Annotated in this window: 17 protein-coding genes; 4 read left to right on the top strand and 13 right to left on the bottom strand. The window is 36.3% G+C overall.

Annotation, left to right across the window (positions count from 1 at the left end; translation table 11 throughout):
* The first annotated feature begins 27 nt into the window (after window positions 1-27).
* Complete coding sequence (locus tag IPI15_RS19100; protein WP_287421779.1) at window positions 28-2,412, top strand: DUF3536 domain-containing protein; 2,385 nt, start codon at window positions 28-30, stop codon at window positions 2,410-2,412.
* Window positions 2,413-2,416: 4 nt separating this feature from the next.
* Here IPI15_RS19100 and IPI15_RS19095 read toward each other — a convergent pair whose 3' ends face one another.
* Window positions 2,417-4,084 (bottom strand): hypothetical protein, encoded by a 1,668-nt coding sequence (locus IPI15_RS19095; RefSeq protein WP_287401420.1) that lies wholly within the window; start codon window positions 4,082-4,084, stop codon window positions 2,417-2,419.
* Window positions 4,085-4,277: 193 nt separating this feature from the next.
* Window positions 4,278-5,291: an aspartate-semialdehyde dehydrogenase gene (locus tag IPI15_RS19090; protein ID WP_287401419.1), complete on the bottom strand. Its 1,014-nt coding sequence runs from the start codon at window positions 5,289-5,291 to the stop codon at window positions 4,278-4,280.
* A gap of 167 nt (window positions 5,292-5,458) precedes the next feature.
* Here IPI15_RS19090 and IPI15_RS19085 point away from each other — a divergent pair, with 167 nt between their 5' ends.
* Entirely contained in the window at window positions 5,459-8,044 is a 2,586-nt protein-coding gene (locus IPI15_RS19085; RefSeq protein WP_287421778.1) for a lamin tail domain-containing protein, read from the top strand.
* A gap of 465 nt (window positions 8,045-8,509) precedes the next feature.
* Here the strand turns inward: IPI15_RS19085 and IPI15_RS19080 are convergent, their stop codons facing one another.
* The 7 genes from IPI15_RS19080 to IPI15_RS19050 form a co-directional block, all read right to left on the bottom strand.
* Window positions 8,510-9,856, bottom strand: a complete 1,347-nt coding sequence (locus IPI15_RS19080) for an MATE family efflux transporter (protein ID WP_287421777.1) — start codon at window positions 9,854-9,856, stop codon at window positions 8,510-8,512.
* 170 nt (window positions 9,857-10,026) lie between these two features.
* Window positions 10,027-11,157, bottom strand: coding sequence for a glycosyltransferase (locus tag IPI15_RS19075; protein WP_287401416.1), 1,131 nt, complete (start codon window positions 11,155-11,157; stop codon window positions 10,027-10,029).
* A gap of 9 nt (window positions 11,158-11,166) precedes the next feature.
* Window positions 11,167-11,646 (bottom strand): Fur family transcriptional regulator, encoded by a 480-nt coding sequence (locus tag IPI15_RS19070; protein WP_353738737.1) that lies wholly within the window; start codon window positions 11,644-11,646, stop codon window positions 11,167-11,169.
* A gap of 122 nt (window positions 11,647-11,768) precedes the next feature.
* Window positions 11,769-13,997: a RelA/SpoT family protein gene (locus tag IPI15_RS19065; RefSeq protein WP_287401414.1), complete on the bottom strand. Its 2,229-nt coding sequence runs from the start codon at window positions 13,995-13,997 to the stop codon at window positions 11,769-11,771.
* A gap of 491 nt (window positions 13,998-14,488) precedes the next feature.
* Window positions 14,489-14,944, bottom strand: coding sequence for a DUF4293 domain-containing protein (locus IPI15_RS19060; RefSeq protein ID WP_287421776.1), 456 nt, complete (start codon window positions 14,942-14,944; stop codon window positions 14,489-14,491).
* A 28-nt stretch (window positions 14,945-14,972) separates the two neighbouring features.
* The gene (locus IPI15_RS19055; protein WP_287401412.1) at window positions 14,973-15,983 is read right to left on the bottom strand and encodes an NAD(P)/FAD-dependent oxidoreductase; all 1,011 of its coding nucleotides are present in this window, start codon (window positions 15,981-15,983) and stop codon (window positions 14,973-14,975) included.
* A 3-nt stretch (window positions 15,984-15,986) separates the two neighbouring features.
* Complete coding sequence (locus IPI15_RS19050) at window positions 15,987-16,769, bottom strand: enoyl-CoA hydratase-related protein (protein WP_287421775.1); 783 nt, start codon at window positions 16,767-16,769, stop codon at window positions 15,987-15,989.
* Window positions 16,770-16,859: 90 nt separating this feature from the next.
* Between IPI15_RS19050 and IPI15_RS19045 the strand changes: the two genes are divergently transcribed.
* The gene (locus tag IPI15_RS19045) at window positions 16,860-17,426 is read left to right on the top strand and encodes an acyltransferase (protein WP_287401410.1); all 567 of its coding nucleotides are present in this window, start codon (window positions 16,860-16,862) and stop codon (window positions 17,424-17,426) included.
* 310 nt (window positions 17,427-17,736) lie between these two features.
* Window positions 17,737-19,017: an NAD(P)/FAD-dependent oxidoreductase gene (locus tag IPI15_RS19040; protein WP_287401409.1), complete on the top strand. Its 1,281-nt coding sequence runs from the start codon at window positions 17,737-17,739 to the stop codon at window positions 19,015-19,017.
* A 5-nt stretch (window positions 19,018-19,022) separates the two neighbouring features.
* Here IPI15_RS19040 and IPI15_RS19035 read toward each other — a convergent pair whose 3' ends face one another.
* The 4 genes from IPI15_RS19035 to recR all read right to left on the bottom strand — a co-directional run bounded on the left by IPI15_RS19035 (window position 19,023) and on the right by recR (window position 24,377).
* A complete protein-coding gene (locus IPI15_RS19035) occupies window positions 19,023-20,354 on the bottom strand; it encodes an FAD-dependent oxidoreductase (protein ID WP_287421774.1) in 1,332 nt (443 codons plus the stop codon).
* A 3-nt stretch (window positions 20,355-20,357) separates the two neighbouring features.
* Window positions 20,358-21,623: a kynureninase gene (kynU, locus tag IPI15_RS19030; RefSeq protein ID WP_287401407.1), complete on the bottom strand. Its 1,266-nt coding sequence runs from the start codon at window positions 21,621-21,623 to the stop codon at window positions 20,358-20,360.
* Window positions 21,607-23,559, bottom strand: a complete 1,953-nt coding sequence (locus IPI15_RS19025; protein WP_287421773.1) for a glycosyltransferase family 2 protein — start codon at window positions 23,557-23,559, stop codon at window positions 21,607-21,609. Before IPI15_RS19025 ends, kynU begins: the two co-directional genes overlap by 17 nt.
* A 188-nt stretch (window positions 23,560-23,747) precedes the next feature.
* Window positions 23,748-24,377, bottom strand: a complete 630-nt coding sequence (recR, locus tag IPI15_RS19020; RefSeq protein ID WP_287401405.1) for a recombination mediator RecR — start codon at window positions 24,375-24,377, stop codon at window positions 23,748-23,750.
* Window positions 24,378-24,430 lie beyond the last annotated feature (53 nt).

Raw genomic sequence — 24,430 nt, 5'->3', positions numbered from 1 at the left:
TTTATGATCAATACACATACATTCTAAATGGAGCAAAATAAATATATCTGTATTCATGGACATTTCTACCAGCCTCCTAGAGAAAATGCATGGTTGGAGGAAATTCAAAATCAAGTTTCTGCAGCACCTTTTAATAACTGGAATGAACGCATTAACTATGAATGTTATGCTCCCAATAGAGCGGCGCGGATATTAAATAATTCAGGACAAATAAGAGAAATTGTCAATAATTACGAAAATATTAGCTTTAATATTGGTCCCACATTGATATCATGGATGGAGGAAAATGATATGCCATCTTATATGGAGATCATTGAAGCTGATAAGAGAAGTGTTAAATCAAATAATGGTCATGGTAATGCCATTGCACAGATCTATAACCATATAATCATGCCTTTGGCCAATGCGGAAGATAAATTAACTCAAGTAAAATGGGGAATATATGATTTTGAAAGCAGGTTTGGTCGCAAACCTGAAGGAATGTGGTTGTCTGAAACTGCTGTAGATACTGCCACGCTCGAAGTGCTCAGCAGCGAAGGCATATTATTTACAATTTTGGCACCAAGACAATTAGCTGCTATCCGCAAAATGGGGGAAAATGATTGGGTAGATATCAATGAATCAAATATTGATACGACACACCCCTATAAGGTTCTATTACCATCCGGAAATCAAATAAGTATATTCTTTTATGATGGAGTAATCTCTCAGAAAGTTGCATTTGACGGTATTTTGAATGATGGTGAAGTTTTTGCCAACGCCTTTATTCAAGCAGGAGAAAAAGCTCCAGATAATGCCTTGATTAATATAGCAACTGATGGGGAGTCATACGGGCATCATCATCATTATGGAGAAATGGCTTTGTCCAGTTGTATAGAGCATATAAACAAAAATCCAAATTTTATAATTACAAATTATGGTAATTACTTAGCATTATTTCCACCAACATTTGAAGCAAGAATTCATGAGAATAGCAGTTGGAGTTGTTACCATGGAGTAGAAAGATGGAGGTCTGATTGTGGATGTAATACTGGTGGTCATCCAGGTTGGAACCAGCAATATCGTAAACCATTGAGAGATGGGCTCAATTGGTTGAGGGACGAATTGACCAAGGTATTTCTAAGTAAAGGTACAGCCATATTCAAGGACCTAATGGCTGCTAAGCATGATTATATAAGCGTTGTCTTAAACAGAAATACAACTTTTGTAAAAAACTTTCTTCAAAAACATTTGAAAGAGGCTTTTGAAGAAGAATTGGGAATGAATGCACTGAAACTCCTTGAAATGGAAAGGCATGCAAATCTAATGTTCACCAGTTGTGGATGGTTTTTCGATGAGATTAGCGGTCTTGAAACGGTTCAAATACTGCAATATGCAAGGCGTGCTGTAACTCATGCAGAATATTTTGGAGCTACCATCGAGCATGATTTTAGAAAAAAATTAGAACTAATTCCAAGTAATCTTCCGGAATTCGAAAATGGAAGGCACGTCTATGAATCAATGGTGCTAACGTCTGAAATTAGATTAGAGCAAGTTGCAATGCACATTTCAGTCCTTTCAATTTTCGAAAGGGTGCCGTCTGAAATGAACTTATACAAATTTTTTGCGACTAATGAAGTTTTCAAACGCGAGTCTCATGAACCAAATCAACTAGTGATTGGCTCAGCAACTATGAAGTCAACACTTACATGGGCCACTTTGAATTACAGTTTTGGTGTTCTATATCTTGGGCAGACACATATAGTAGGCTATATTAAAAATGGTAAAAATCAACTTGACTTCAATGATTTCATGGATAAAGTCAGAAATTTGTTTAAAAATGACGATTTACCTGAACTGATTAATCAAATGCATAGCTATTTTGGGGCAGAACGATTTGGATTCAGTAATTTATTTCAGGATGAAAAGATTAATTTGCTAAAGATTATTTCAAAGAAAAATTTAAAAACAGCTGTTGAGAGTTTCCGCGAAATTTATAATTCGAATTTCAATATTTTGCATGAAATGTCCTTAACAGGATTTCCAATATCTTCAGGCTATGCGGCTATTGTAGCATTCGTACTGAATGCAGATCTCATGGATGAGTTGTCTTTAAAGAAAACTATTAATTTTGAAAAATTGATGAGTATCACTGTCATGATGCAAAAGTGGGAAGTCAAACCTGAAGATCCTGAAAGATTAGGTTTACTTGCCGAGAAACATATTTATCAGCAGTTAAGACTTTTTGAACAAAATAAAAACCCAACCCAGTTAGAAAATATTTCTAAAATTCTGGATTGGGTTAATATTTTATCTATTCCAATTAATCTATGGCAAAGTCAAAATGAGTTCTATGAAATCATTAAATCTTTAGAAATAGATTTAGGAGAAGTAGCATTGACTAGCGTTAAAAAGAAAATGAACTTTGCCTGAAAATTTAAACTTCGGGCTTTTCTTCAGTATCACTTATTCCGCCGGTTTCATCATCTTTGTCATTTTTTGAATCAATGTCATCAGATGCTGATACTAAAGGAACTTCTTCTATTTCAATTAAAGATTGCTCTTTACTTACAGGTTCGTCAGAAACTAGATGGTTAGGCTCTATATCAGATGATTCAGAATTATTGCTTAATACGATATCTTGCTCTTCTTCTGCATTTCCTACATGTGTTTCAGCAGACATTTCATCAGTTTCATGTGCATCTGCTTCTGCAGCCATCTCCTCAGCAGCTTGAGACATTTCGTTGAATTTCTCGCTTGCTTTGTCTTTAATGTCATCCATGACATCACCAAGTTTATCACCTACTACAGATGCTACAGCTTTGAAAGAATCAACTGCATCTTCAAGTGATTCGCCCAATACAGCACCTATAGCATCAAGGATTGACTCTTTCTGAGGAGTTGATTGTTTTGCTTTTTTTGCTTCAGCTATTAAATGAGCCGCTTTTTCTAGATCCTCGTTGCTTTCTGATCTAGATTCTGAAGCTGCTTTTATTTCAGCAGCGATTTTATCCTGTGCTGCTTTTCTTGCTCCATCTTTTTCTTCGCGGAGTGCTTCATTTTTTTCCATTCTTATCTTTCGTTGCTCCAGTTCTTCCTTTGTCTTAAGCATATCGTTTAGCTTAACTTGCTTTGATTGTACGCGATCTTCTACCATCCTTACTTTGGCTTGTCTGATCTGTACTTCAAGCTGTCCACCAGGGCCATCGATTTTTTTATTTTGGTAGTCAAGATCATTTTTGTCAAACTGGATGGATTTTTCCATTTTACCAATGGCCGACAATAAGCCGGACAATCTGCTATCCAACCTTTCTTTTGCTGAATTGGGGTTTTCATTGTTACCTTGAGACCCATACCTTTTTTCCTTGATAGCTTTGAAGGTGGCATCTAATTTATCCCAGACATTTTTCTTATCAGAGTTATTTAGCATTGCAGTTTTGAATTGAGACTGCAATTTCTTCAATTCTTCAAATAGTGGATGCAAGCTAAGTCCTTTGGATATTTTTTCTTCAATATCGTTCAGCGCATTCATAAAATCATCTTTGACTTTATGAGAACTTTCATTAAATGTTTTATCCATTTCTTTGCGCTTGTTTTTCAAGGCATCAAATGCTTCATTAGTAGATTTTTTAAGATCACTAATATGCTCGACAAAAATATTTTTATCGCGAATTTGTACTTGTACTTTATCCCAAAAGGATTTTAATTCATTCCAAATAGGTTGACTAAAAGCCGTAACCTGTTCGATTTTATCTTTAATAGCTTCTAGTTCAGAAGCATATGTGGCACTTAATTTCGCTGAGAGGACAGCAAAATGCCATTCAGTTTGGGCTCTATTGATCAAGTCAGCATTGTCAACAGTGACGCCTTCAGGTAGAATACTACCGGAAGCGCTTAGTTCGATCTCTTGCAAAACGAATCCCTCAGGAAAACTAACTTCACTTCCATTCCGCCAATCCTGAGTAAGATTTTTATACAATTCCTCTGTTGCAATATCTTCGCTGAAGGTATAAACATCAATTTTACTGTCTTTCGATCTGAGAGACATTGCAATAAGTACTTTCTGGTCACCTTTCTGACCCCAAACAACCAATTTAGACTTCATCTGTAATTTTTTTCTTCAATCTTTTTGTAAAGATTTGTATTAACTATGGTAAAAGGATAAATAAACCACTACATCATTTAAAATAGTTTATTTAAAAAATGTATTGATTTAGAAATTCATATATGTAAACACAAAGTAAGGTAAATATATTCCCTGATTTAAAAATAAATTAAAATATTTTATCATATTTTGATTAAATAGTCATTAGGCTTTCTTTATTCACAAGATTATGAGCTACTAAATATTCGGCTATCTGAACAGCATTTGTGGCAGCGCCTTTTCTCAAATTGTCTGAGACGACCCATAAATTTAAAGCATTTGGTTGTGATTCATCCCGGCGGATACGTCCTACAAATACTTCATCTTTCTCATGCGAATCTTTAGGCATTGGATAAGAAGATGTGGCTGGATCATCAATAACTACAACACCATCTGCATCATCAAGCAATCTTACTACGTCCTTTAATTCAAATTCTTTTTCAAATTCAATGTTTATTGATTCACTATGTCCACCGACTACTGGAATTCTCACAGCAGTAGCAGTCAATCTAATATTATCATCTGACATGATTTTTTTAGTCTCATTAACCATTTTCATTTCTTCTTTGGTGTAGAGATTATCAGTAAAAACATCGATTTGTGGAATGATGTTCATGTCTATCTGATGTGGATATGCCATAACCCCATCTATTCCTTCACGCTCATTCATCATCTGTTCTACTGCTTTTACTCCAGTTCCTGTGACTGATTGATAAGTCGAAACAATGACTCTTTTAATATTATATGCGTCATGAAGTGGCTTTAATACCACAACCATTTGTATAGTAGAACAATTGGGATTTGCGATGATCTTATCTTCATCAGTTAATTGGTCTGCATTGACTTCTGGAACGATTAATTTAACTTCTTCATGCATCCTCCATGCTGATGAATTATCAATAACAGTTGTTCCAATTGCAGCAAATTTAGGAGCCCATTCCAGTGAAGTAGAACCACCTGCCGAGAATAAGGCTATGTCTGGCTTAGCATTTATAGCATCTTCCATACTAACTACCTTGTATGTCTTTCCTTTAAAAATAATCTCTTTTCCGATAGATCTTTCCGAAGCAACAGGGATAAATTCGTCGATTGGAAAATTACGTTCTTCAAGAACCTTACACATAACTGTCCCAACTAAACCAGTCACTCCACAAACTGCAACTTTCATTTTATGTATTTTTTTAATTTATATTACTGAACAAAAAACGTCTAAATAATAAATATGCTTAATATAGAACCAAAATACTTACCCAATCCAAAACTAATTGATATTGAAAGAATTTTAGTTTTTTGGATTATAAAAAGTACTTTTACAACACGCAAAGATAGATAAAGATGCAAATCAAAATTTCAAATTTCTGCTTAATTATTTTATTAACTCTATTCAGTTTAGAGTTGAAGTCTCAGGTCAATGAAACCTTTTCAGGTATAAATTTTAATGAAACGGGGATTTGGGCAGGTGATATAAATAATTTTACTAAAAATAATTTAAGCCAAGGACAATTAAATGCTCCAGGTGCGGGAACTTCGTACTTTTCTACTCCTCTGAGCTGGGAGGATTCTTATGAATTTTCTTTTTGGGTTAAAATGAATTTTGCCCCTTCAAAATCTAACCGGCTAGGAATTTATCTTCAAAATGAAAATAGTGACCTGAATACAGGTAATGGGTTGTTTTTATCCATAGGTGAAGATGGAAGTAATGATGGAGTGAAACTTAATTATGGTTCACTGACTAGTTCAATTCCTATTGCCGAAGCCGGTAATGGACAATTTGCTGATATACTAGAAGGTTGGTTCAAAGGCAGTGTAACTCAAGGTCATCTCAAGATTGATTTCCAAAAAACAGACCTGTCTATAATTAATATTTATGATGGAGCTAGGCCCGATGAATTTATTCTAGGGCAACCAACTCATTTTGGATTTTGGATGACATATACAGTCACCCGAAAAGAAGAATTTTATTTTGATGATATCATAATTAAAAAAATTGAAGCTGACACTAAGGGTCCTGTGGTGGAGAACGTCCTAGCAACCTCATTAAATACTTTAGTGTTGAATTTTGATGAAGCTGTTGAGAATTCAGGTCTGATCAATAAAAGCAATTATGAAATTAGAAATGCGTCTAATGAGTTACTGACTATCCAGAGTATAAATGTCCAAGGGCAAAGTATTACTATAACTACGTCTGAAGCACTCAACGTTAATCCAAATACGATAAAAATTTCTAACCTTCAGGACCTTTTGGGTAATATTATGGTACCTCAAAGCATTGAATTTTCTTATACAATAGCAGAAACAGCAGGTCAATTTGATATACTCATCAATGAATTACTTCCTGACCCAAGCCCAGTCATCGGTCTGCCAAATAGTGAATTTATAGAATTATATAACTCTACAGCTAAGACTTTTAAACTGAGTGATTACAAGCTGCAAAAGTCCACCACACTTTACCCATTGCCTAATGTTAATTTTTTACCAGGTACCTATTTAATTATTGTACCTAATTCAGATCTGGCGCTATGGTCCGCATATTCAAATGTGTTTGGTCTGAGTTCATTTCCTTCTTTGAATAATGAAGGAACCACAATATCCCTTATTAATGGAGCTCAAAACCTAATTCATTCAGTTACATATGACTTGAATTCTTACAAGGATGCCTTAAAAAAGGATGGTGGATGGTCTCTTGAGCATACCTTAAAAGAAGGCGTTTGTGATGGACTCGATGTATTCAGGGCATCGACAGATGTGTCTGGTGGAACTCCGGGTAGAGCAAATACTAATGCTACAATAAGTGAAAATGCATTAAAGGTAATTAACGTGGTTTTGTCCAGCAATCAGTCTATAGAAGTCTGTCTGAGTAAAACTGTTGATTTTTCAGATCCTTCAAATGGGTTAGCTTTCCAGGGCGTTAATACTCCTGGGTTTACAATATTGTATAGTACTCCAATAACTGCTTGTTTTCAAATTCAATTTGATGAACCTCTAGTTGATGGTACGTGGTATAAAATCAATATTGGACCACAAATTACCAACTGTATAGGAAAAAAGATTGCAATTGATACTACCATAGGGTTTGGGCAGGGATTTGCAACACCTGAGGTCGGGGAAGTCATAGTGAACGAGATTTTATTTAATCCACCGACAGGAGGTTTTGATTTTGTGGAATTTTATAACAAATCTGATAAAATATTTGATTTGAATGGATTGATTATAGCAAATACACTTGGCAATAAAACATCACTTATAAATAAAACGACTTTTATTCAGCCAGGTGAATATCTGGTATTTTGTCAAGATCCAACGTGGCTAAAAAACAATTACAACGTTAAATTACCTAATTCGATACAACAAATGTTAATCCCTACTTTTAATGATGACGAAGGAAATGTAACATTATGGAATGGCGATATCATGATTGATAGCTTCAGATATAATGCAAAGATGCACAGCGTATTTTTAAAAGACGATGAAGGGATTTCTTTAGAAAGAATTTCTGAAGATGTACTTTCAACCTTGAATTCTAATTGGCAATCAGCTGCCACAGACATAGGAGGTGCGACACCCACTTATAAGAATAGTCAGTCAAGAACCATCAAAGTTTCTGATAAAATCCTGAGTAAAGAAGAGGATCATTTTTCACCCAATCAGGATGGTTATCTTGACCAGTTTATTGTCCAATATCATCTTGATAAACCCGGTTATGTTCTTAGATGGAGGGTGTTCGATGCTCAAGGGAGACCTATCAAAACTGATAATACAGGTGTTCTGACCGGAGCAGATGGTTTTGTGACGTGGGATGGAAGTACAGATGATAATAGTAGAGCTCTTCCCGGTATTTTCATCATTGAATTCCAGTTTTCTCATAGTGATGGAAGTAGCAAAAAGGAGAAGATCAGCTGTGTGTTGACGTATCCTAAGTAGCTGTCGGACATTTGCTTTTAGACTTGGTTTTTTTGTAAACAATTCATAGAAAGCTTATGGCTATTGGCTGTTAGCTGATGGCTCTGTTTCGCAAAAATTGATAAGCACGATTGCTTAACTTTACTTTATGATAAATTACAATAAGAAGACTTGGCAGATTATTTTCCACAGCAGAGCCATATGCCATTATCTAATAGCCATTAGCTTTTTAAAAGATATTCCATTTGATGGTGAAAAATAAAACCTGCTGGTTGTTAGCTAATGGACCTGTTTCGTAAATTATGATGAAGAAGATTAAATAACTTTACGTTATAATACGTTACAATAAGAAGAATCACTAAAGTATTTTCCAAAGCAGAGCCATAGGCCATTAGCTAATAGCCATTAGCTTTTCATAATCCTACAAATTCCTTTCTATGGTAATTCTTTTCCTGTCTAATTAAACACTGCTACTTCAATATATTTCTACCCATCCGCATACCTCATCTTTGCAAAACTGATCTTATGGAAGAACCACAAAACTCCGACTAATTGTGCGATCCAATATATTATTTCGGTGCTCCAGGCATAATTTAAGGTACTTTGCCAGATGTCTACTACAACATAAATTGCGATTAAGTAAGATATCGCACTCAATGTTTGTATTAAAAGACCTGTCAGCGTGGCTCCAACACCAGCAATACCATTGACATAAATAGATATTACTGAACTAAAAGCAACAATTATTAACAAAACGTAAAGAGTTGACTTAGAATCTGTAATCAAGGTCATATCACTTGAACCTAAAAGTGGATATAAGAATGTCTCCGGCCATATGATAATTGGCAAGGCTGCAGACATCGTCATAACAAAACAGGTAATAGCAGTCTTCCGCATACTTGGAAGGATGGAAGAATAATTAGCCTGACCCATCAGATTGCCAACAATGGTATTCGTGGCGGAACTAAAGCCCCATGTGGGAATAGATAGTATGAGATAAACTATCCTGACTAGATTTGAAATAGCCAATGCCCGCTCGCCCATGTCCTCTATAATCGCAAAAAATACAAACCAGCTTCCTAGTCCTACAAAATTTTGAGCAACTATTGGAGCAGCAAGTTTGAATTGATCTTTTATGAGTTTAAATTCTAATTTTGGTCTGGAAAAAATTCTCAATTCTTTGACATTTTTGTCAAAATATAAATAAAGCAAAAATATCACAGCACCAAAAGCTTCTGCAATAGTACTAGCTAACGCGCTTCCAGCAATACCCATAGATGGAAGTCCCCACTTACCAAATATCAAAGCATAATTTAAGATTCCGTTGACTATAAGTAAAAGCAAGGTTTCGACCAGAATGAACTTTGTCTTGGCGATTCCTGTATATAAAGCTATTAAGGTGACGCCAATGTATGAAAAGAATACTCCGAAAGATCTATATTCCATAAATTCTATACTGGCTTTCAAGACTTCCTTATTCTGAAGGAACAGCCCAAAAAACCATGGACTGCAGAAGTACATAAATAGGAACATTACGACAGCAAGACCAGCTTCAAATAGGCCTAGAGCCTGGAAATTTCTCCTGATGCCTTCTATGTCTTGTTGTCCGGCCTTATTGGCGATTATGATCTGCCCACCTTTGGAAAATCCATATCCAATAGCGTTAATCGTAAGATAGAAAACTCCTACGAAGCCGATAGCAGCAAAATCTGTTTCACTCAAGTGATATAGAAAGATGCTGTCACTTAGTTGCAATACATTTTGTGCGGCACTTCCTATCATAATGGGAAGTGCAATAGCAATAATCTGTCGAACAGAAGGTGTTAACTTCATTATCTTTTCACTTTGTCTGTCCAATTTTGAAAATTAATTTATGCTTTAAATCTTTATGATATAAAGGTTTGAATTTCAATTAATTTAATTAAAATTAAATTGGATACGCATGAAAATGCCTTTGGTTTAATAGCTTGTTATCGTGTTGAAGGTAAAGTATTTTTTTGGCTTTACCTTTTTAATTTGTCACCTTTCCACGTAAATTTTATACCTAAAATGGCATTTATCCCCACAATAATCACATAACTAACATGATACAATTCAGCAATAAAAAAATATTTAAAAAAGGACTTGTCGAAATAATTTGTGACAGTTCGTAAAAATATAAAATCAGCCATAAATTTTGTCATGATCATAAAACACAATAATTGTATCATGATATCACTTCCTGTCAATGCTCCAATAAGAACAAATGGAATCAAAATATTTGCTATCCATATTAACGCCCAGATAAACATCATTGTCTTTTCTTTATATTGAAAAGTTTTGCCGGCCCACCTGCTTCTCTGCTGAATAAATGAGTTCCAGTTGGGTTCTGTTCCTGTAAACGCTAATAAATCTTTTGACTTTGGGAATAATACACTTTTTGGATCCTCTTTAAATGCATGGTGAAGAAGAAAAACATCGTCACCAGAGGCGATTCCTTCATCGCTATTAGATTCTTTATATCTATAATAAACATCTTTAGTAAATGCCAGATTTCCACCACTTCCATTTCTAAACCAGTTTTTACGCATCGCTACAATTGATAAAGCAATAGATCCGCAATAATCCATTGTTTGGAAAAAATGAAAAGGTTTTGGTTTGATTGGTATCATTAATATTCCACCGGCAACTACTCGTATTCCCTTGTAATTGAACATGCTAGCCATAGCCACTAGCCAACTCTTATTTCTTAAAGTGTCTGCATCGACGGTAATAATGTGATTATGACTTGATATATCAATCCCTGCTTCTATGGCTTGTTTTTTACCCCAACCTATATTTTGAATTAATTTAATAAATTCATACTCCTTCTCATAAGTTTGTAGAAGAAACTCCCCTCCATCACTCGAATGATCATTAACACAAATGATCTCAAATCTATCTCTGTCATAATGTTGTTCCAGAATGCTTTCAATACATTTTGCAAGGTTATGAGCCTCGTTTCTAAATGGAATAATAATGGAGAATTTGACAGGATGGTATTTGGTCAATACAAATAATTCCCTCGTTTTAAGCCATTCAATTGTGGCATAAAAAAAGAAAAGCGCATATAAGCTGGCCACCAAAAATGCGAAGAGAATAAGCCAATATATCATTGGCTTATATTAAATATTTAATGGAGCTGTTTGCTTTGGGGCTTCGCAACCGTCAGCACAAAAACCATATAGGTTCAAAGAATGGTGTGTGATTCTAAAATTAAGCATTTCGCCGATCATGTTTTTTATGTTTTGAATTCTTGGATCACAGAATTCTACCACCTTGCCGCAATTTTCACAAATGATGTGGTCATGTTGTTTGTAGCCATATGATTTTTCATATTGTGCCAGGTTTTTACCGAATTGATGCTTCTTAACCAGATCACAATTAACCAAAAGCTCCAGCGTATTATAAACAGTAGCTCTTGAAACCCTGTAATTATTGTTTTTCATATGAAAATACAAAGTTTCAGCATCAAAATGATCTGCTCGTTTGTATATTTCTTCAAGTATTGCGTATCGTTCGGGAGTTTTACGACAAAGATTTTTTTCGAGATAATTGGAAAATATGATCTTAACCTCAGCAAATAATTTCTCATTTAGAGGTATCTCTACACTTCGGTCGATCATATCGTACTTATTCATAACATCGGATTTAGGCACATCAAATAAATTTATAAAGTAAAGTTATATAAAAAAGACGTAATATAAAATTTCAAATATATAAAGCCTTAATTACTTCTTCTAACACTTGATATGTAGGGAAGGTTTTTGATTGTCTTGACTACAACATTCATTTGATCAATGTTCGTGACTTCTAATTTGACCACACCTTCAAAAATTCCTTCATTACCATCGATCTTAAATGATTTGATATTCAGGCCAAATTTATTGATGGTTTCTGTGATAGACTGAATGATACCTGGGCCTCCATCAGTACCATTGATGGTAAGTTCTACGACAAAAGCGGTAGAGCTAGAAAGATTATTTGTCCAATCTGCCTTCAAAACTCTATAACCGTAACTCGCAAGTAAATGTTCACTGTTTGGACATGAAGTCCTGTGAATTTTAAGTGTATTCATTGTCGTTACGAAAGCGAAAATATCGTCTCCTGGCAATGGGTGGCAGCAAGAAGCAAATTGGAAACTAAACTTATCGGCGCTTTCACCATTGATTAAAAGGAGGGATTTATTTTTTGAATTGTCGACAATTGCGTCTTTTCCCTGATGCTCCTCTAATTCCTCAACTTTTGGCTTGGTGATCACTTCAGGTAGCAGTCCAAGTTTATTGTTCTCAATTTTAAACTTTTTAAAATCGATCTTAATTTGATTGGTTGTTATTCCCAGATACAATTCTAACCTACTTTTAAACCCAAAAAATTTGACAAGGAAGTCGACATTCTCTTCAAAGTCTAACTTTTGATTGCTGAGTTTTCGCTCTAATTCTTCTCGTCCATATTCTCCCTGTTGTTTGTCTTCTTCCTTCAGCGCTTGCTTGATCTTCGTTCTTGCTTTCCCGGTTATGACCATTTTAAGCCAACTTTCATTTGGCTTCTGATTTTTGTTAGTATTAACCTGGATCTGATCTCCATTTTCCAAAACATAGGACATGGGAACCAACTTATTATTGATCTTGATGCTGATAGCATGATAGCCAACATCAGAGTGAATGTTGAAAGCAAAGTCTAATGCAGTAGCACCTTTGGGCAAAGTCACCATATCTCCCTTTGGAGTATAACAATAAACTTCTTCACCATAAAGATTCGTTTTAAATTCAGAAATGAATTCCAATGCATCTTTATCCTTATCATCCAGAAGTGTTCTTACGCTATCGAGCCAGGTATCGAATACATTTTGAGAACTTGCTTTTACACCTTTATACTTCCAGTGTGCTGCGAAACCTTTCTCAGCTATATCGTCCATTCTTTCACTTCGGATCTGGACTTCGACATATCTTCCCCCTGGGCCTATTACTGTTGTGTGAAGGGATTCATACCCATTTGATTTTGGCATGGTCACCCAATCTTTTAATCTTTCTGTGACTGGGGTATAAACATCTGTTATGACAGAATATACTTGCCAGCAAATGCTCTTCTCTTTCTTAACTTCTACATCTACAATGATCCGTATTGCAAAGAGATCATAAATTTCCTCGAAAGGAACATTTTTGGTCTTTAACTTGTCAGCAATAGATGAAATAGATTTTGGTCGACCGATAATCCTGTATGGAATATTTAATTCTTCCAACTGATCGCTCATCCCTTTTATAAAATCATTGATGTAATGATTTCTACTTCTCTTTGTTTCCTGCAGTTTTCTTGCGATATCCTGATAAAGTGAGGGTTCAAGAATCTTAAGGCAAAGATCCATGAATTCTGTTTTAAGCTTGTAAAGTCCTAATCTGTGTGCTAAGGGAGCATAAATGTAGCTGGTTTCAGAAGCTATCTTGAGTTGCTTGTCCCGCTTCATAGAGCCAAGAGTCCGCATGTTGTGAAGGCGGTCAGCCATCTTTATCAATACCACACGTACATCAGAATTGAGGGTGCTAAGCACTTTTTTGAAGTTTTCAGCTTGAGGATTCTCCTGATTATAAGAACTATCTAACTTTGTCAGACCATCTACGATCCGGCTAATTTTTTCGCCAAATTGAATTTTAATATCATTCAGAGTGACGTCCGTATCTTCTACTACGTCGTGTAATAATGCGGCTACTATAGCAGTGGGCCCAAGACCTATTTCTTCTGCACATATTCTAGCTACTTCTATAGGATGAAGGATATAGGGTTCACCTGATTTCCGTCTTTGTTTGGCATGCGCTTGAACGGCTATTTCGTATGCCTGACGTATATTATCTCTATCTTCTTTGGATAAATCACTTTTGATACTTTTCAGCAAATTCCTATAAGAGCGCTGAATGATCAGTACTTCTTCCGGATCCATCTGAGGAGGCTGTGGTATCAATTGTTATTTATTAATTGTTAATTATTATTCCCAAAACGGTAACTTACTGATTGATGATTAGCCATTTTTAACACAAAGACAATTTCTTCAAAATAAGCAGCTTAAGGAAACGTTCTTTAATTAAAAGATTTTAGTCTTCAACTAAAATTTGGCACAGATGGAACTCTTTTTATTACAGCTGGCTTTTTGATTACTGATTACTGATTACTGATTACTGATTACTGATTACTGATTACTGATTACTGATTACTGATTTTAAAATTAGAAATTAGAAGGCTGAAATTAGAATTGCGCTTCGGATCGGAGTTATCAATTATCAATTGTCCATTTCTATCTTTGCCCAATCTTCAAATCTGCTACAATTTTCCATCTTCGCAATTATTACCAATTACCAATTACTCATTACCCATTTTCCTTCTCCGCCCAATCTCCAAATCTAATAAACCCTTCCATCTTTGCTATATTATTCATTGTTCATTATTCATTATTCTTTACCTAAGTCTGTCCATTGACTTGACCAACTTGTTATCCTTAATTATATATTTATTAGCGAAATAAAGCAGGGCCATACTGACGAAAGGAATGAAAAGTCCGAGACGAATATTGACATGTTCCATTTCACTTTGACGATTTTCAAAGTTAAGATAAAATAGAATTCCACCGACAACTATAATACTAAATATCACTACAATCGTAATTCTTGATAACAATAATTGGAGGTTTCTATTTTTATAGAGGAAAATATTTATAAAGGCAAGTGATATTGCTCCTGCTATAAGACTTACTAATATTGTATTATCATATGAATTAAAATAGCCGTCTGTAAATAATCCTGCTGACCTAACTTCAGGTGTTTCAGATCCTGCGAATTCGAAAGACGGCAAGTATAAGAAAGACATGCATGCTGCAGCTAAAAGCATAAATATGGATTGAATTCTTTGAATCATGGTAAAACTATGTTTCGTTTATTTTGAATTATAAATGTAAGGCATCCTTGCCCATCACTGTGGTGTATTTGAAAGAAAGTTTTTTGTCAGGGTAAATATATTGGAATGCGGATTGGCACATTAGTGTCGCTTCATGGAATCCACATAAGATCAATTTTAACTTGCCTGGATAAGTGTTGATGTCACCTACAGCGTAAATACCCGGTACATTAGTCTGGTAATCAAAGGTATTGACAATTATTTCGTTTTTATCAAGATTTAATCCCCACTCAGCAATTGGGCCTAATTTGGGTGATAGTCCAAATAATGGTATAAAATTATTGGCTTCTCTAATGATATTGCCATCTCTGTCATGAACAATAGTAACTTCTTTGAGTACACCATTGCCATTCAAAGCAGTGACCTCAGCTTCTGTAATCAATTCAACTCTTCCTTTTTCAACTAAATCCATGACTTTATCTACAGTATCAGGAGCTCCCCGAAACTCTTTTCTTCTGTGCACAAGTGTAATACTCTGAGCAAGTTCTGCAAGATAAACTGTCCAATCTAAGGCAGAATCTCCACCTCCGGAAATCACCAGTTTCTTATCTCTATAAACTTCAGGATCGCGAATGATGTAGTCAACACCTTTATTTTCGAAACTTAATAATTCAGGAATCGCAGGTTTTCTTGGTTCAAAAGATCCAAGACCGGCAGCAATAACGACTACAGGTGCTTTGATTTTACTACCGAGGGAAGTAGTAATTATCCATTTATTATCTTCTGTCTTTTCTAGTTGTTCTACACGTTCTCCTAAGGTAAATCCTGGTTCAAAAGGAGCGATCTGATCCATAAGATTTTGGACCAATTCTCCTGCTAAAACGCTTGGATATCCGGGAATATCGTAAATAGGCTTTTTTGGATAGATCTCTGTCAATTGACCTCCCGGCTGAGGCAGGGAATCAATGAGGTGACATCTGAGTTTTAAAAGTCCGGCCTCGAAAACTGCAAAAAGTCCTGTAGGTCCTGCGCCAATGATAGCTATATCTGTTTCGATCATTATTTATTTGTTCTTAAAATCAGCTTTTCTTTTTTCTATAAAAGCTGTAGTTCCTTCTTTAAAATCATCCGTTTCGGTACAAAGCCCGAATTGAACAGCCTCTTCATAGAAACCATCCTTTTCTTTATTATAAAATGTGTTAATACAATGAATAGTTTTAGCAATAGCAATTGGAGCTTTTTGAGCAATTACATTGAGAATTTCCATTGCTGTGGCTACTTCCTGACCTTGTTCCACAACTTTATTTACAAGTCCTATCCTGAATGCTTCTTCTGCATCAATTATTCTGGCAGTTAACAATAATTCTATTCCAAAAGTTTTGCCAACCAATTGAATAAGTCGTTGAGTTCCGGCATATCCCGGAGTTAATCCCAGATTGACTTCAGGTTGACCGAATTTTGCTTTTGCACCGGCGATTCTCATATGACACGCCATAGCAAGTTCGCAACCACCGCCAAGTGCAAAACCGTTCACTGCTGCTATAACTGGGACATGACAATTTTCTATCAAGAAAAGTACGCCTTGACCTCTCAGCGATAACGCTGTAGCTTGTTCTGCTCCAAAATTTGCAAATTCCTTGATGTCTGCTCCTGCAACGAAGGCTTTTTCTCCACTTCCAGTAATAATGACACCACGGATTTGTTGCATTTTAGGTAATTCGTCTCTGAAAACCATTTCTAATTCATCAAACACCATTTTATTCAAAGCATTCAGTGCTTCTGGCCGATTGATAGTTACAATAAGTATTGGTCCGTTTTCCTCTAATATCAAACTTTGAAAAGTCATTGATGATTAATTTAGTAATAAAAAAATTGCGCAAAATTAACCTTTAATTGCTGAAATATGTAGTACTTTTCACCATCAAATTAAAAATATATGATATTTATCCATGATACAGCTATTGTAGACGAAGGTGCTAAAATAGGGGAGGGGTCTAAGGTTTGGCACTTTAGCCACATTATGAAAGAAGCAATAATCGGTAAAAATTGTATTCTCGGCCAGAACGTCTTTGTTGCATCTGGCGTCTCACTTGGCAATAATGTGAAAGTTCAGAACAATGTTTCTATCTATGATGGTGTCGTCACTGAAGACGATGTTTTTTTAGGGCCAAGCATGGTATTCACAAATGTGATTAATCCTCGTAGCTTCATTGAACGCAAAGAAGAGTTCAAAACAACACTGGTCAAAAAAGGAGCAACTATTGGAGCAAATGCTACTATAGTTTGTGGAAATAATATTGGTAAATACGCGATGATAGGTGCGGGTTCCGTCGTGGTAAAAGATGTCTCAGATTATGCTTTGATCGTCGGTAATCCGGGTCATCAGATAGGTTGGGTAAGCAAATCAGGACTGCGTCTGGATTTTGATTATACCGGCAAAGCTGTCTGTCCACATAGCGGTGAGACATATCATTTGGATGGAAATAAGGTTTATGGGGAATGAGGATGCTATGAATAATGTATGGATGCTGCAGCTAGGCGATAGTCCAGCATCATGCGGGAAATAATGAGAGATGGCACTGTTCGAGATTAAAAAGGCAGGCGATCATTTAAGGGTCTGGAGAATCGTCTTTCATGGTTTTATTTGATAATTAGTAATCGGTTATATACTTTCGGTGCCTCATTCTGACTTCTGACTTCTGACTTCTGATTTTCTCACCTCCTCACTTTCTCACCTCCTCACTTTCTTACTTCCTTAAGGCATCTTTTTACGCAAATCTTTGTTTACATAGTGTATCAAAAACAATAACACAATGATCGCAAATATTCCAGAAACAGACCTCAAGAGAATTGTCATCATAGGCGCTGGCTTTGCAGGGTTGAAGCTTGCTCAGAAATTACTCAAATCTAAATATCAGGTAGTTTTGATCGATAAGGAAAACTATCATTCTTTTCAACCATTGATGTATCAGGTGGCTACTGCGGGGCTCGAACCCAGCAGCATAGCATTCCCGCTACGGAAGTTATTCCAACATGAGAAAAACTTTCACATCAGAAATGATGAAGTTATAAGTATTGATACTGAAAATAAAAATATCAGATTAAAAAATATTGGAAAGGTCAATTTCGATAAATTGGTGATTTCATTTGGAGCTGATACCAATTACTTTGGAAATGCAAGAATGCAGGAATTTGCCATGCCAATGAAATCAATTTCTGAAGCCTTGGCCCTGCGTAATAGGATATTGGAAGATTACGAAAAAGCAATATCCATCACTGATTATGATGCAAGACAGGAGCTGTTAGATATTGTAATCGTGGGTGGTGGAGCCACAGGTGTAGAAATTGCCGGCGCGCTTGCAGATATGAAGCAATACATTCTACCTAAGGATTATAATGAGATTGACAGAGATGAAGTTGATATTTATTTGGTAGATGCCGGTGACAAATTGCTTTCTACACTTTCAGAAAAATCGAGCATGTCAGCCGAAAAAAGTCTTTTAGAGATGGGTGTCAAAGTCATCAAAAATACTGTAGTTAAGGATTATGATGGAAATGTAGCCACCTTTTCTGATGGAACGACTATTCGAACTAAAATGGTAATTTGGGCAGCCGGAATTATAGCCAGAGCCCTTGAAGGAATGCCTGCCGACGCTTATGGTAGAGGGAGAAGATTATTAGTAAATGAATTTAACCAATTGACTAATTTTCCGGACATATATGCCATAGGTGATTGTGCTTTAATGATCACTGAAGCAAAGCCAAATGGAGATCCACAAGTTGCCCAAGTTGCTATCCAACAGGCAGTAAATCTTGCCAAAAACCTGAAAAACATTCAGGAAAACAAACCGTTAAAACCTTTTAAATATAAAGATCTTGGAAACATGGCGACGATCGGTCGTAAGAAGGCAGTTGCGGAACTTCCTGGATTCAAATTTAGTGGATTCTTTGCATGGTTGACTTGGTTATTTGTCCACCTGATGGCGATTTTAGGCACAAAAAACAAGATATTTATCTTTATCAACTGGGCATGGTCATATATCACCAGGGATCAGTCGTTGAGGTTGATCCTAAGAACAAAAGATAAAGGTTAACCCGATTAAAATATTTCTTTCAACTTATTGTAAATTAAGTTGAGGTTATCCAGACTAAATTCGTTGGATTCAGCATATTGCATCAACCATGCATCCTGCTTCCTTCCCCTCGTCATAGCTTCGTGATAACTCATGTCATCCCGAAATGTAACCATGGAATATTTGGAATAATAATCAGGGTAGGTTTTCTCAAGAGCAGTTTCTATCATCCGCTTTTTAAGAAATATAGGATTGGCAGTATGGTCCCGCATTTCATAGAAATTGTCGATAGCAAGATCAGCAATGGCATCAGTATCTTGCTTTCTATTTTGCTGGAATTCATGAAGCACTTCAGCACTTAACCCACCTCTTTGCTTCATTAACTCAGATAGAATAAGCATGTCTTCGAATGCACAATTCATTCCCTGGCCATAAAAAGGGGTTATAGCGTGAGCAGCATCGCCCATTATACATACATTGTTAAAGGACCATGGGCTGCATTTTATCGTACCAAGATGTCCGATCGGATTGGCTTGATATTGTTGCTCCAAGGTAGGCATCAAGTCTGTCGCATCATTAAAATGCTTTTCGAAATATGCCTTTATCCCCAAACCCGAATCTATCGTTTCAAAACTGTCTTCTCCTTTCATCGGTAAGAATAAAGTAAGCGTAAAACTCCCGTCAAGATTCGGCAAGGCAATCATCATCAGATGACCACGCGGCCATATGTGCAAAGCATTTTTCTCTATAGCAAAACCACCATCTTTCAACGGATCGATGTGCAATTCCTTATAGCCATAATCCAAAAATTCCTGTTGGAAAGTGTGCGAAAAGAAGGGTTGTTCATATAAATTTTTCCTGACGACACTTGCAGCTCCATCTGTACCCATTAGAAAATCGTAGGAAGTAGAGTGGTGGCCTCCATTACTTGAATAGCCAACAAATTTATTCTTGAAATCTACCTGAGTGCATGCAGCTTCGAAACTAATCTTTACATTTTTAAACTCTGACAATTTTTCAAGTAATAAGGCATTTAGGCCGGTACGAGAAATTGAATTGATGTATTCACCGGACCTACCTGAATAAGGTACATAATAAATTGTTCCATCTTTTTGGTGAAGTGCACGGACTGGCATCGGAATTGATATCTGTTTGAGCTCTTCATCTAGACCGATTAAACCTAGAGCTTTGATCCCTCTCGCGGATAATGCCAAATTGATTGATCTCCCGGTTTCTGCTGTGCCAAGTCTTAGGTCAGTTCTCCTTTCCAATACTTCTATCTCATAGCCATTACTTGCCAGATATGCACCAGCTAATGCACCGCACAATCCGCCTCCTGCAATCACAATTTTAGACATAATCTATATTTTTGAAAGTTCTTCTTTAATGATATTTGAAAATTCAAAGATATCCATGAAAGTATTATAGAGTGGCACCGGTGCAATCCTTATCACATCAGGTTCGCGCCAATCAGCTACAATATCTCTTGCTTCCAATTCATGAAAAAAGGATTTATCCGGATGTTGCATTTGAAGGGATAATTGACAACCGCGTGATTCCGGATCCTGAGGTATTAATATTTTTATTTGATCCTGAGGAAGATCTTCAAGACAATCCAGTGCAAACTCCACCATTAATTTAGATTTTTCCCTTAATCTGTGCATTCCGGCTTCTTCAAACACTGCCAAAGATGCCTTGATCGGCGCCATAGCCATGATGGGCGGATTACTTAATTGCCAAGCTTCAGCGCCTGACATAGACTCAAATTCATGTTTCATCTTAAAGCGATTGGTCTTTTTCGTTCCCCACCAACCTTCGAATCTTGGTCTTTCTCCCCAATCCTGATGCTTTTCATGAACAAAAGCACCTGATAATGCACCCGGACCGGAATTTAAATATTTATACGTACACCATACTGCAAAGTCGGCTCCGGTTTCATGAAGGTTTGGTTGAATATTCCCTGCTCCATGTGCCAGGTCGAAACCAACGACACAACCGTGTTTATGTCCGGCATTAGTGATATATTTCAAGTTAAAAAACTGACCTGTGTAGTAATTGACACCACCAATCATAATGAGTGCGATCTCATCACCATGTATGGCAAGCATTTCATCAATATCATCACGTGTGATTAGGGAAGAATTTCTTTTTGGTTTTAAGAATAATAGATCTGTTTCAGGATTAAAGCCATGAAAACGAATCTGTGATTTGACAGCATAAACATCTGATGGAAATGTAGAATATTCAATTAATATTTTGGACCGGCCTTTCACAGGATTGTAAAACGATACCATCATCAGATGAAGATTGACAGTAAGAGAGTTCATGATGACCACTTCGGATGCTTTCGCACCTACAATTTTTGCCATTGGTTCAGAAAGAGCTTCATGGTATGACAACCAGGGATTTTTAGCATTTACATGACCATCTACTCCCAGATCTGCCCAATCATCTAATTCTTGCTCAATGATGCGTTTTGTGGACTTAGGTTGAAGTCCCAGGCTATTTCCACATAAATAAATCTTGTCTTTTCCTTCCTTATTTTTAGGAATATGAAATTTATCCTTAAAATCTGATAACTCATCAGCTAGATCTAGTTTTCGGGCCCGATCAAATGTATTTTCCATCCAGTTTGTTTAGGTTTTTAATAATGACTTCCAGGTCTTTCCAAATAGTATAATGCTGTGCGTAATAAATGTTTTCATTCAAAACAGCCTCAGGTGTATGTGCCACTGAATTGTTAAAAGCACACTTCAAAACACCACTTTTAATGGCTGGTAATTGAGTGTCTTCTATTGGTTCGACATACCCTACCAATGACTTTTTTCCACTCATCACGGAAAATATATTTGAGAAATAATGGCTTTTATGCTTTTGAAAGAACACTAAAATAGGGCAAAGAAGTAATAAAACAATACTGAGTAAAAAATCCAAGGCTCTTTTGTTAGATTGTCCTTCCTTGGAACTTAATTGAAAAGAAAGTCCAACTGTGATCAATTCTCCCTGTTTGTCTTTAGATCTGCTACTTATGATAGTGAGTGCATCAGCAGGGGCCACTCTGAAATCAATCTCCTTATTCATCTTGGACATGGTTTCCATCATGATGCCGGCAGGAGTATCTTTCTGTGAAAAAATTACTTCATGTATATGATAAGCATCAGTGATATCGGTAAGGTGATCAATATTCCCAATATTTTCTTCACCATCATCTTCGAGAGCAATTCTTCCCTGAAAATTTATTTTTCCATTTTCAGAACTGATTAATCGTTCAATTCTGTCACTTTCAGACTTTGAACCAACTACAGCATAATTAATGTATTTTCTGGAAGTAAATCCAAAGGTATTGATGACGAAAAGGTTTTTCAAGAATTTTGTCAACACAAATATCATGGTTGTCGCAAAGCTTCCGAATAAGATGAGTAATCTTGAATTTCTAAATTGAACATCCAGTAAGCCATAAGTAATCAGTATAATTGCTGTTCCAAAAGCAACTGATTTGAATACTTTGTTCCAGGAAGAGATCTTTCTATAATGTCCCAAGGTCAATGCAGTCAAAACCCATACAATCGTATAAAATGGTGCATTGAACTTTTCAAATGAATTATTTATATGTTCAGGGTCATTAAAATAAAAATTAACCCACCAATCTTTGATAAGGATTAAAGAACTGTATATCAATGCCAAATCTATCAGGATAGGAAGCGCTTTTGAAAACCAAACCTGAAATATTGCTGTAATGGCTCGAAGTACCACAGCGAGTTGCAATGCAAGGATATATATTCTTCCTTTTCCTTTGTAATGCTTCTTGACAAATATGATCATGGCATTGTAGAAGATCCGGGTATAATTGATGCTTGACTTTTTGGTGCTCTCTCCTTTGAAATGTATGATCGTCGTCTTTGGCAAGTAATGATTTGTATATCCTGCTTCCAGTATCCTGTAAGAATAATCTATGTCTTCACCATACATGAAAAATGCATCATCCAATAGCCCAACTTTTTCCACAGCTGATTTTCTGAGAAACATGAAGGCTCCCGTCATCACTTCGATGTCTGCTTCCTGGTTTTCATCGATATCACCTGCATAATAGGCGTTGAAAAATGCGTTCTTAGGGAATAGTTTGTAGATCCCGGTCATTTTAAACATTGAGGCTGTTAGGGTAGGTTTGCCTCTTTTAGATTCAGGCAGGTATTGACCGGACCCATCGATCATTTTCACACAGACTGCACCTGCCTGCTCATGTGATTGCATATAATCGAAGCATTCTACGAGGGTATCTTCAGAGAGAATGGTGTCAGGATTGAGTAGCAGAATATATTTCCCGGAACTTTGGATGATGGCTTGATTATTGGCAGCAGAGAATCCTACATTCTTTTTATTCTCAATGAGTTTGACATCTGGAAATTTTTCCCTGACCATCTGCATTGAATCGTCGCTCGAATCATTGTCTACAACAAAAGTTTCAATATGAAGATGGTGGGTTGCCTTTGCCAGGGACAGCAAGCACTGTTCTAAAAAGTATCGAACATTATAATTTACGATTATTACCGAGAGATCCACCATTCAGGGGCCAAGTTAATGAATAATGAATAATGAAAAATGAAAAATGAGAGTTGACAGTGTTTTTTAAAATAAAATGAATATCGAAATTTAAAGAAACTCTACTAAATTAATCTAAGCACAAGTTTAATGTGATAGTCATCTAGAAGTTACAAACTAAATTAATCAAAGTAACAATTAATAACTAACAATTACCTCGCCGCTGCTACCTCATCATACTGAAAGTAGGGTACTCTTGAAATAATCGACCTGCCAAGAGTCACTTCATCCGCATATTCAAGCTCACCGCCGAAGGAAATACCTCTGGAAATGGTGGAAATCTTAACCGGAAGTTGTTTTAGTTTTTTGGAGATGTAGAACATGGTTGTTTCGCCTTCGATATTTGGGCTGATGGCAAGAACAATTTCCTTAATGCCATTTTTCTCAACGCGCATCACAATGTCTTCAATGTTGAGGTGATCAGGGCCGATACCATCGATAGGGGAGATCAAACCTCCCAGTACATGAAACAAACCATGGAAATGACCTGTTTCTTCGATCGCCATTAGGTCACGGATAGACTCTACGACACAAAGTACTTCAGAATTCCGTCTTTTATCTGAGCAGATTGAGCAAGTTGCCTCATCACCAAGATTGTGACATTCATTACATTCTTTGAGGTCGCGCTTAAGTTTGACAAATGAGTTAGAAAAACCTTCAACCCATTGTTCGTCTTTATTAAGTAAGTGGAGGGCAAGTCTTAAGGCAGTTTTACGGCCGATACCGGGCAATGAGCTAAAAGAATCAACAGCTTTTTCAATTAATTGAGAAGAGTACTTCATGTAATTTCCTGATTAAAAGGACTGATGTTGACGACGTTGACAATCATATGACC

Source organism: Candidatus Brachybacter algidus (assembly GCF_016707225.1).
GTDB lineage: Bacteria > Bacteroidota > Bacteroidia > Chitinophagales > Saprospiraceae > Parvibacillus > Parvibacillus algidus.
Note: the sequence above shows the minus strand (reverse complement) of the source record. Positions and strands in the feature narration are given on the sequence as shown.

Coding starts and splice junctions, on each gene's coding strand:
- IPI15_RS19060 (WP_287421776.1), bottom strand. CDS start 14,944: ATGATTCAAAGAATTCAATCCATATTTATGCTTTTAGCTGCAGCATGC.
- kynU (WP_287401407.1), bottom strand. CDS start 21,623: ATGGAAAATACATTTGATCGGGCCCGAAAACTAGATCTAGCTGATGAG.
- IPI15_RS19080 (WP_287421777.1), bottom strand. CDS start 9,856: ATGAAGTTAACACCTTCTGTTCGACAGATTATTGCTATTGCACTTCCC.
- IPI15_RS19090 (WP_287401419.1), bottom strand. CDS start 5,291: ATGAAAGTTGCAGTTTGTGGAGTGACTGGTTTAGTTGGGACAGTTATG.
- IPI15_RS19100 (WP_287421779.1), top strand. CDS start 28: ATGGAGCAAAATAAATATATCTGTATTCATGGACATTTCTACCAGCCT.
- recR (WP_287401405.1), bottom strand. CDS start 24,377: ATGAAGTACTCTTCTCAATTAATTGAAAAAGCTGTTGATTCTTTTAGC.
- IPI15_RS19040 (WP_287401409.1), top strand. CDS start 17,737: ATGATCGCAAATATTCCAGAAACAGACCTCAAGAGAATTGTCATCATA.
- IPI15_RS19095 (WP_287401420.1), bottom strand. CDS start 4,084: ATGAAGTCTAAATTGGTTGTTTGGGGTCAGAAAGGTGACCAGAAAGTA.
- IPI15_RS19025 (WP_287421773.1), bottom strand. CDS start 23,559: ATGGTGGATCTCTCGGTAATAATCGTAAATTATAATGTTCGATACTTT.
- IPI15_RS19085 (WP_287421778.1), top strand. CDS start 5,459: ATGCAAATCAAAATTTCAAATTTCTGCTTAATTATTTTATTAACTCTA.
- IPI15_RS19045 (WP_287401410.1), top strand. CDS start 16,860: ATGATATTTATCCATGATACAGCTATTGTAGACGAAGGTGCTAAAATA.
- IPI15_RS19035 (WP_287421774.1), bottom strand. CDS start 20,354: ATGTCTAAAATTGTGATTGCAGGAGGCGGATTGTGCGGTGCATTAGCT.
- IPI15_RS19050 (WP_287421775.1), bottom strand. CDS start 16,769: ATGACTTTTCAAAGTTTGATATTAGAGGAAAACGGACCAATACTTATT.
- IPI15_RS19055 (WP_287401412.1), bottom strand. CDS start 15,983: ATGATCGAAACAGATATAGCTATCATTGGCGCAGGACCTACAGGACTT.
- IPI15_RS19075 (WP_287401416.1), bottom strand. CDS start 11,157: ATGATATATTGGCTTATTCTCTTCGCATTTTTGGTGGCCAGCTTATAT.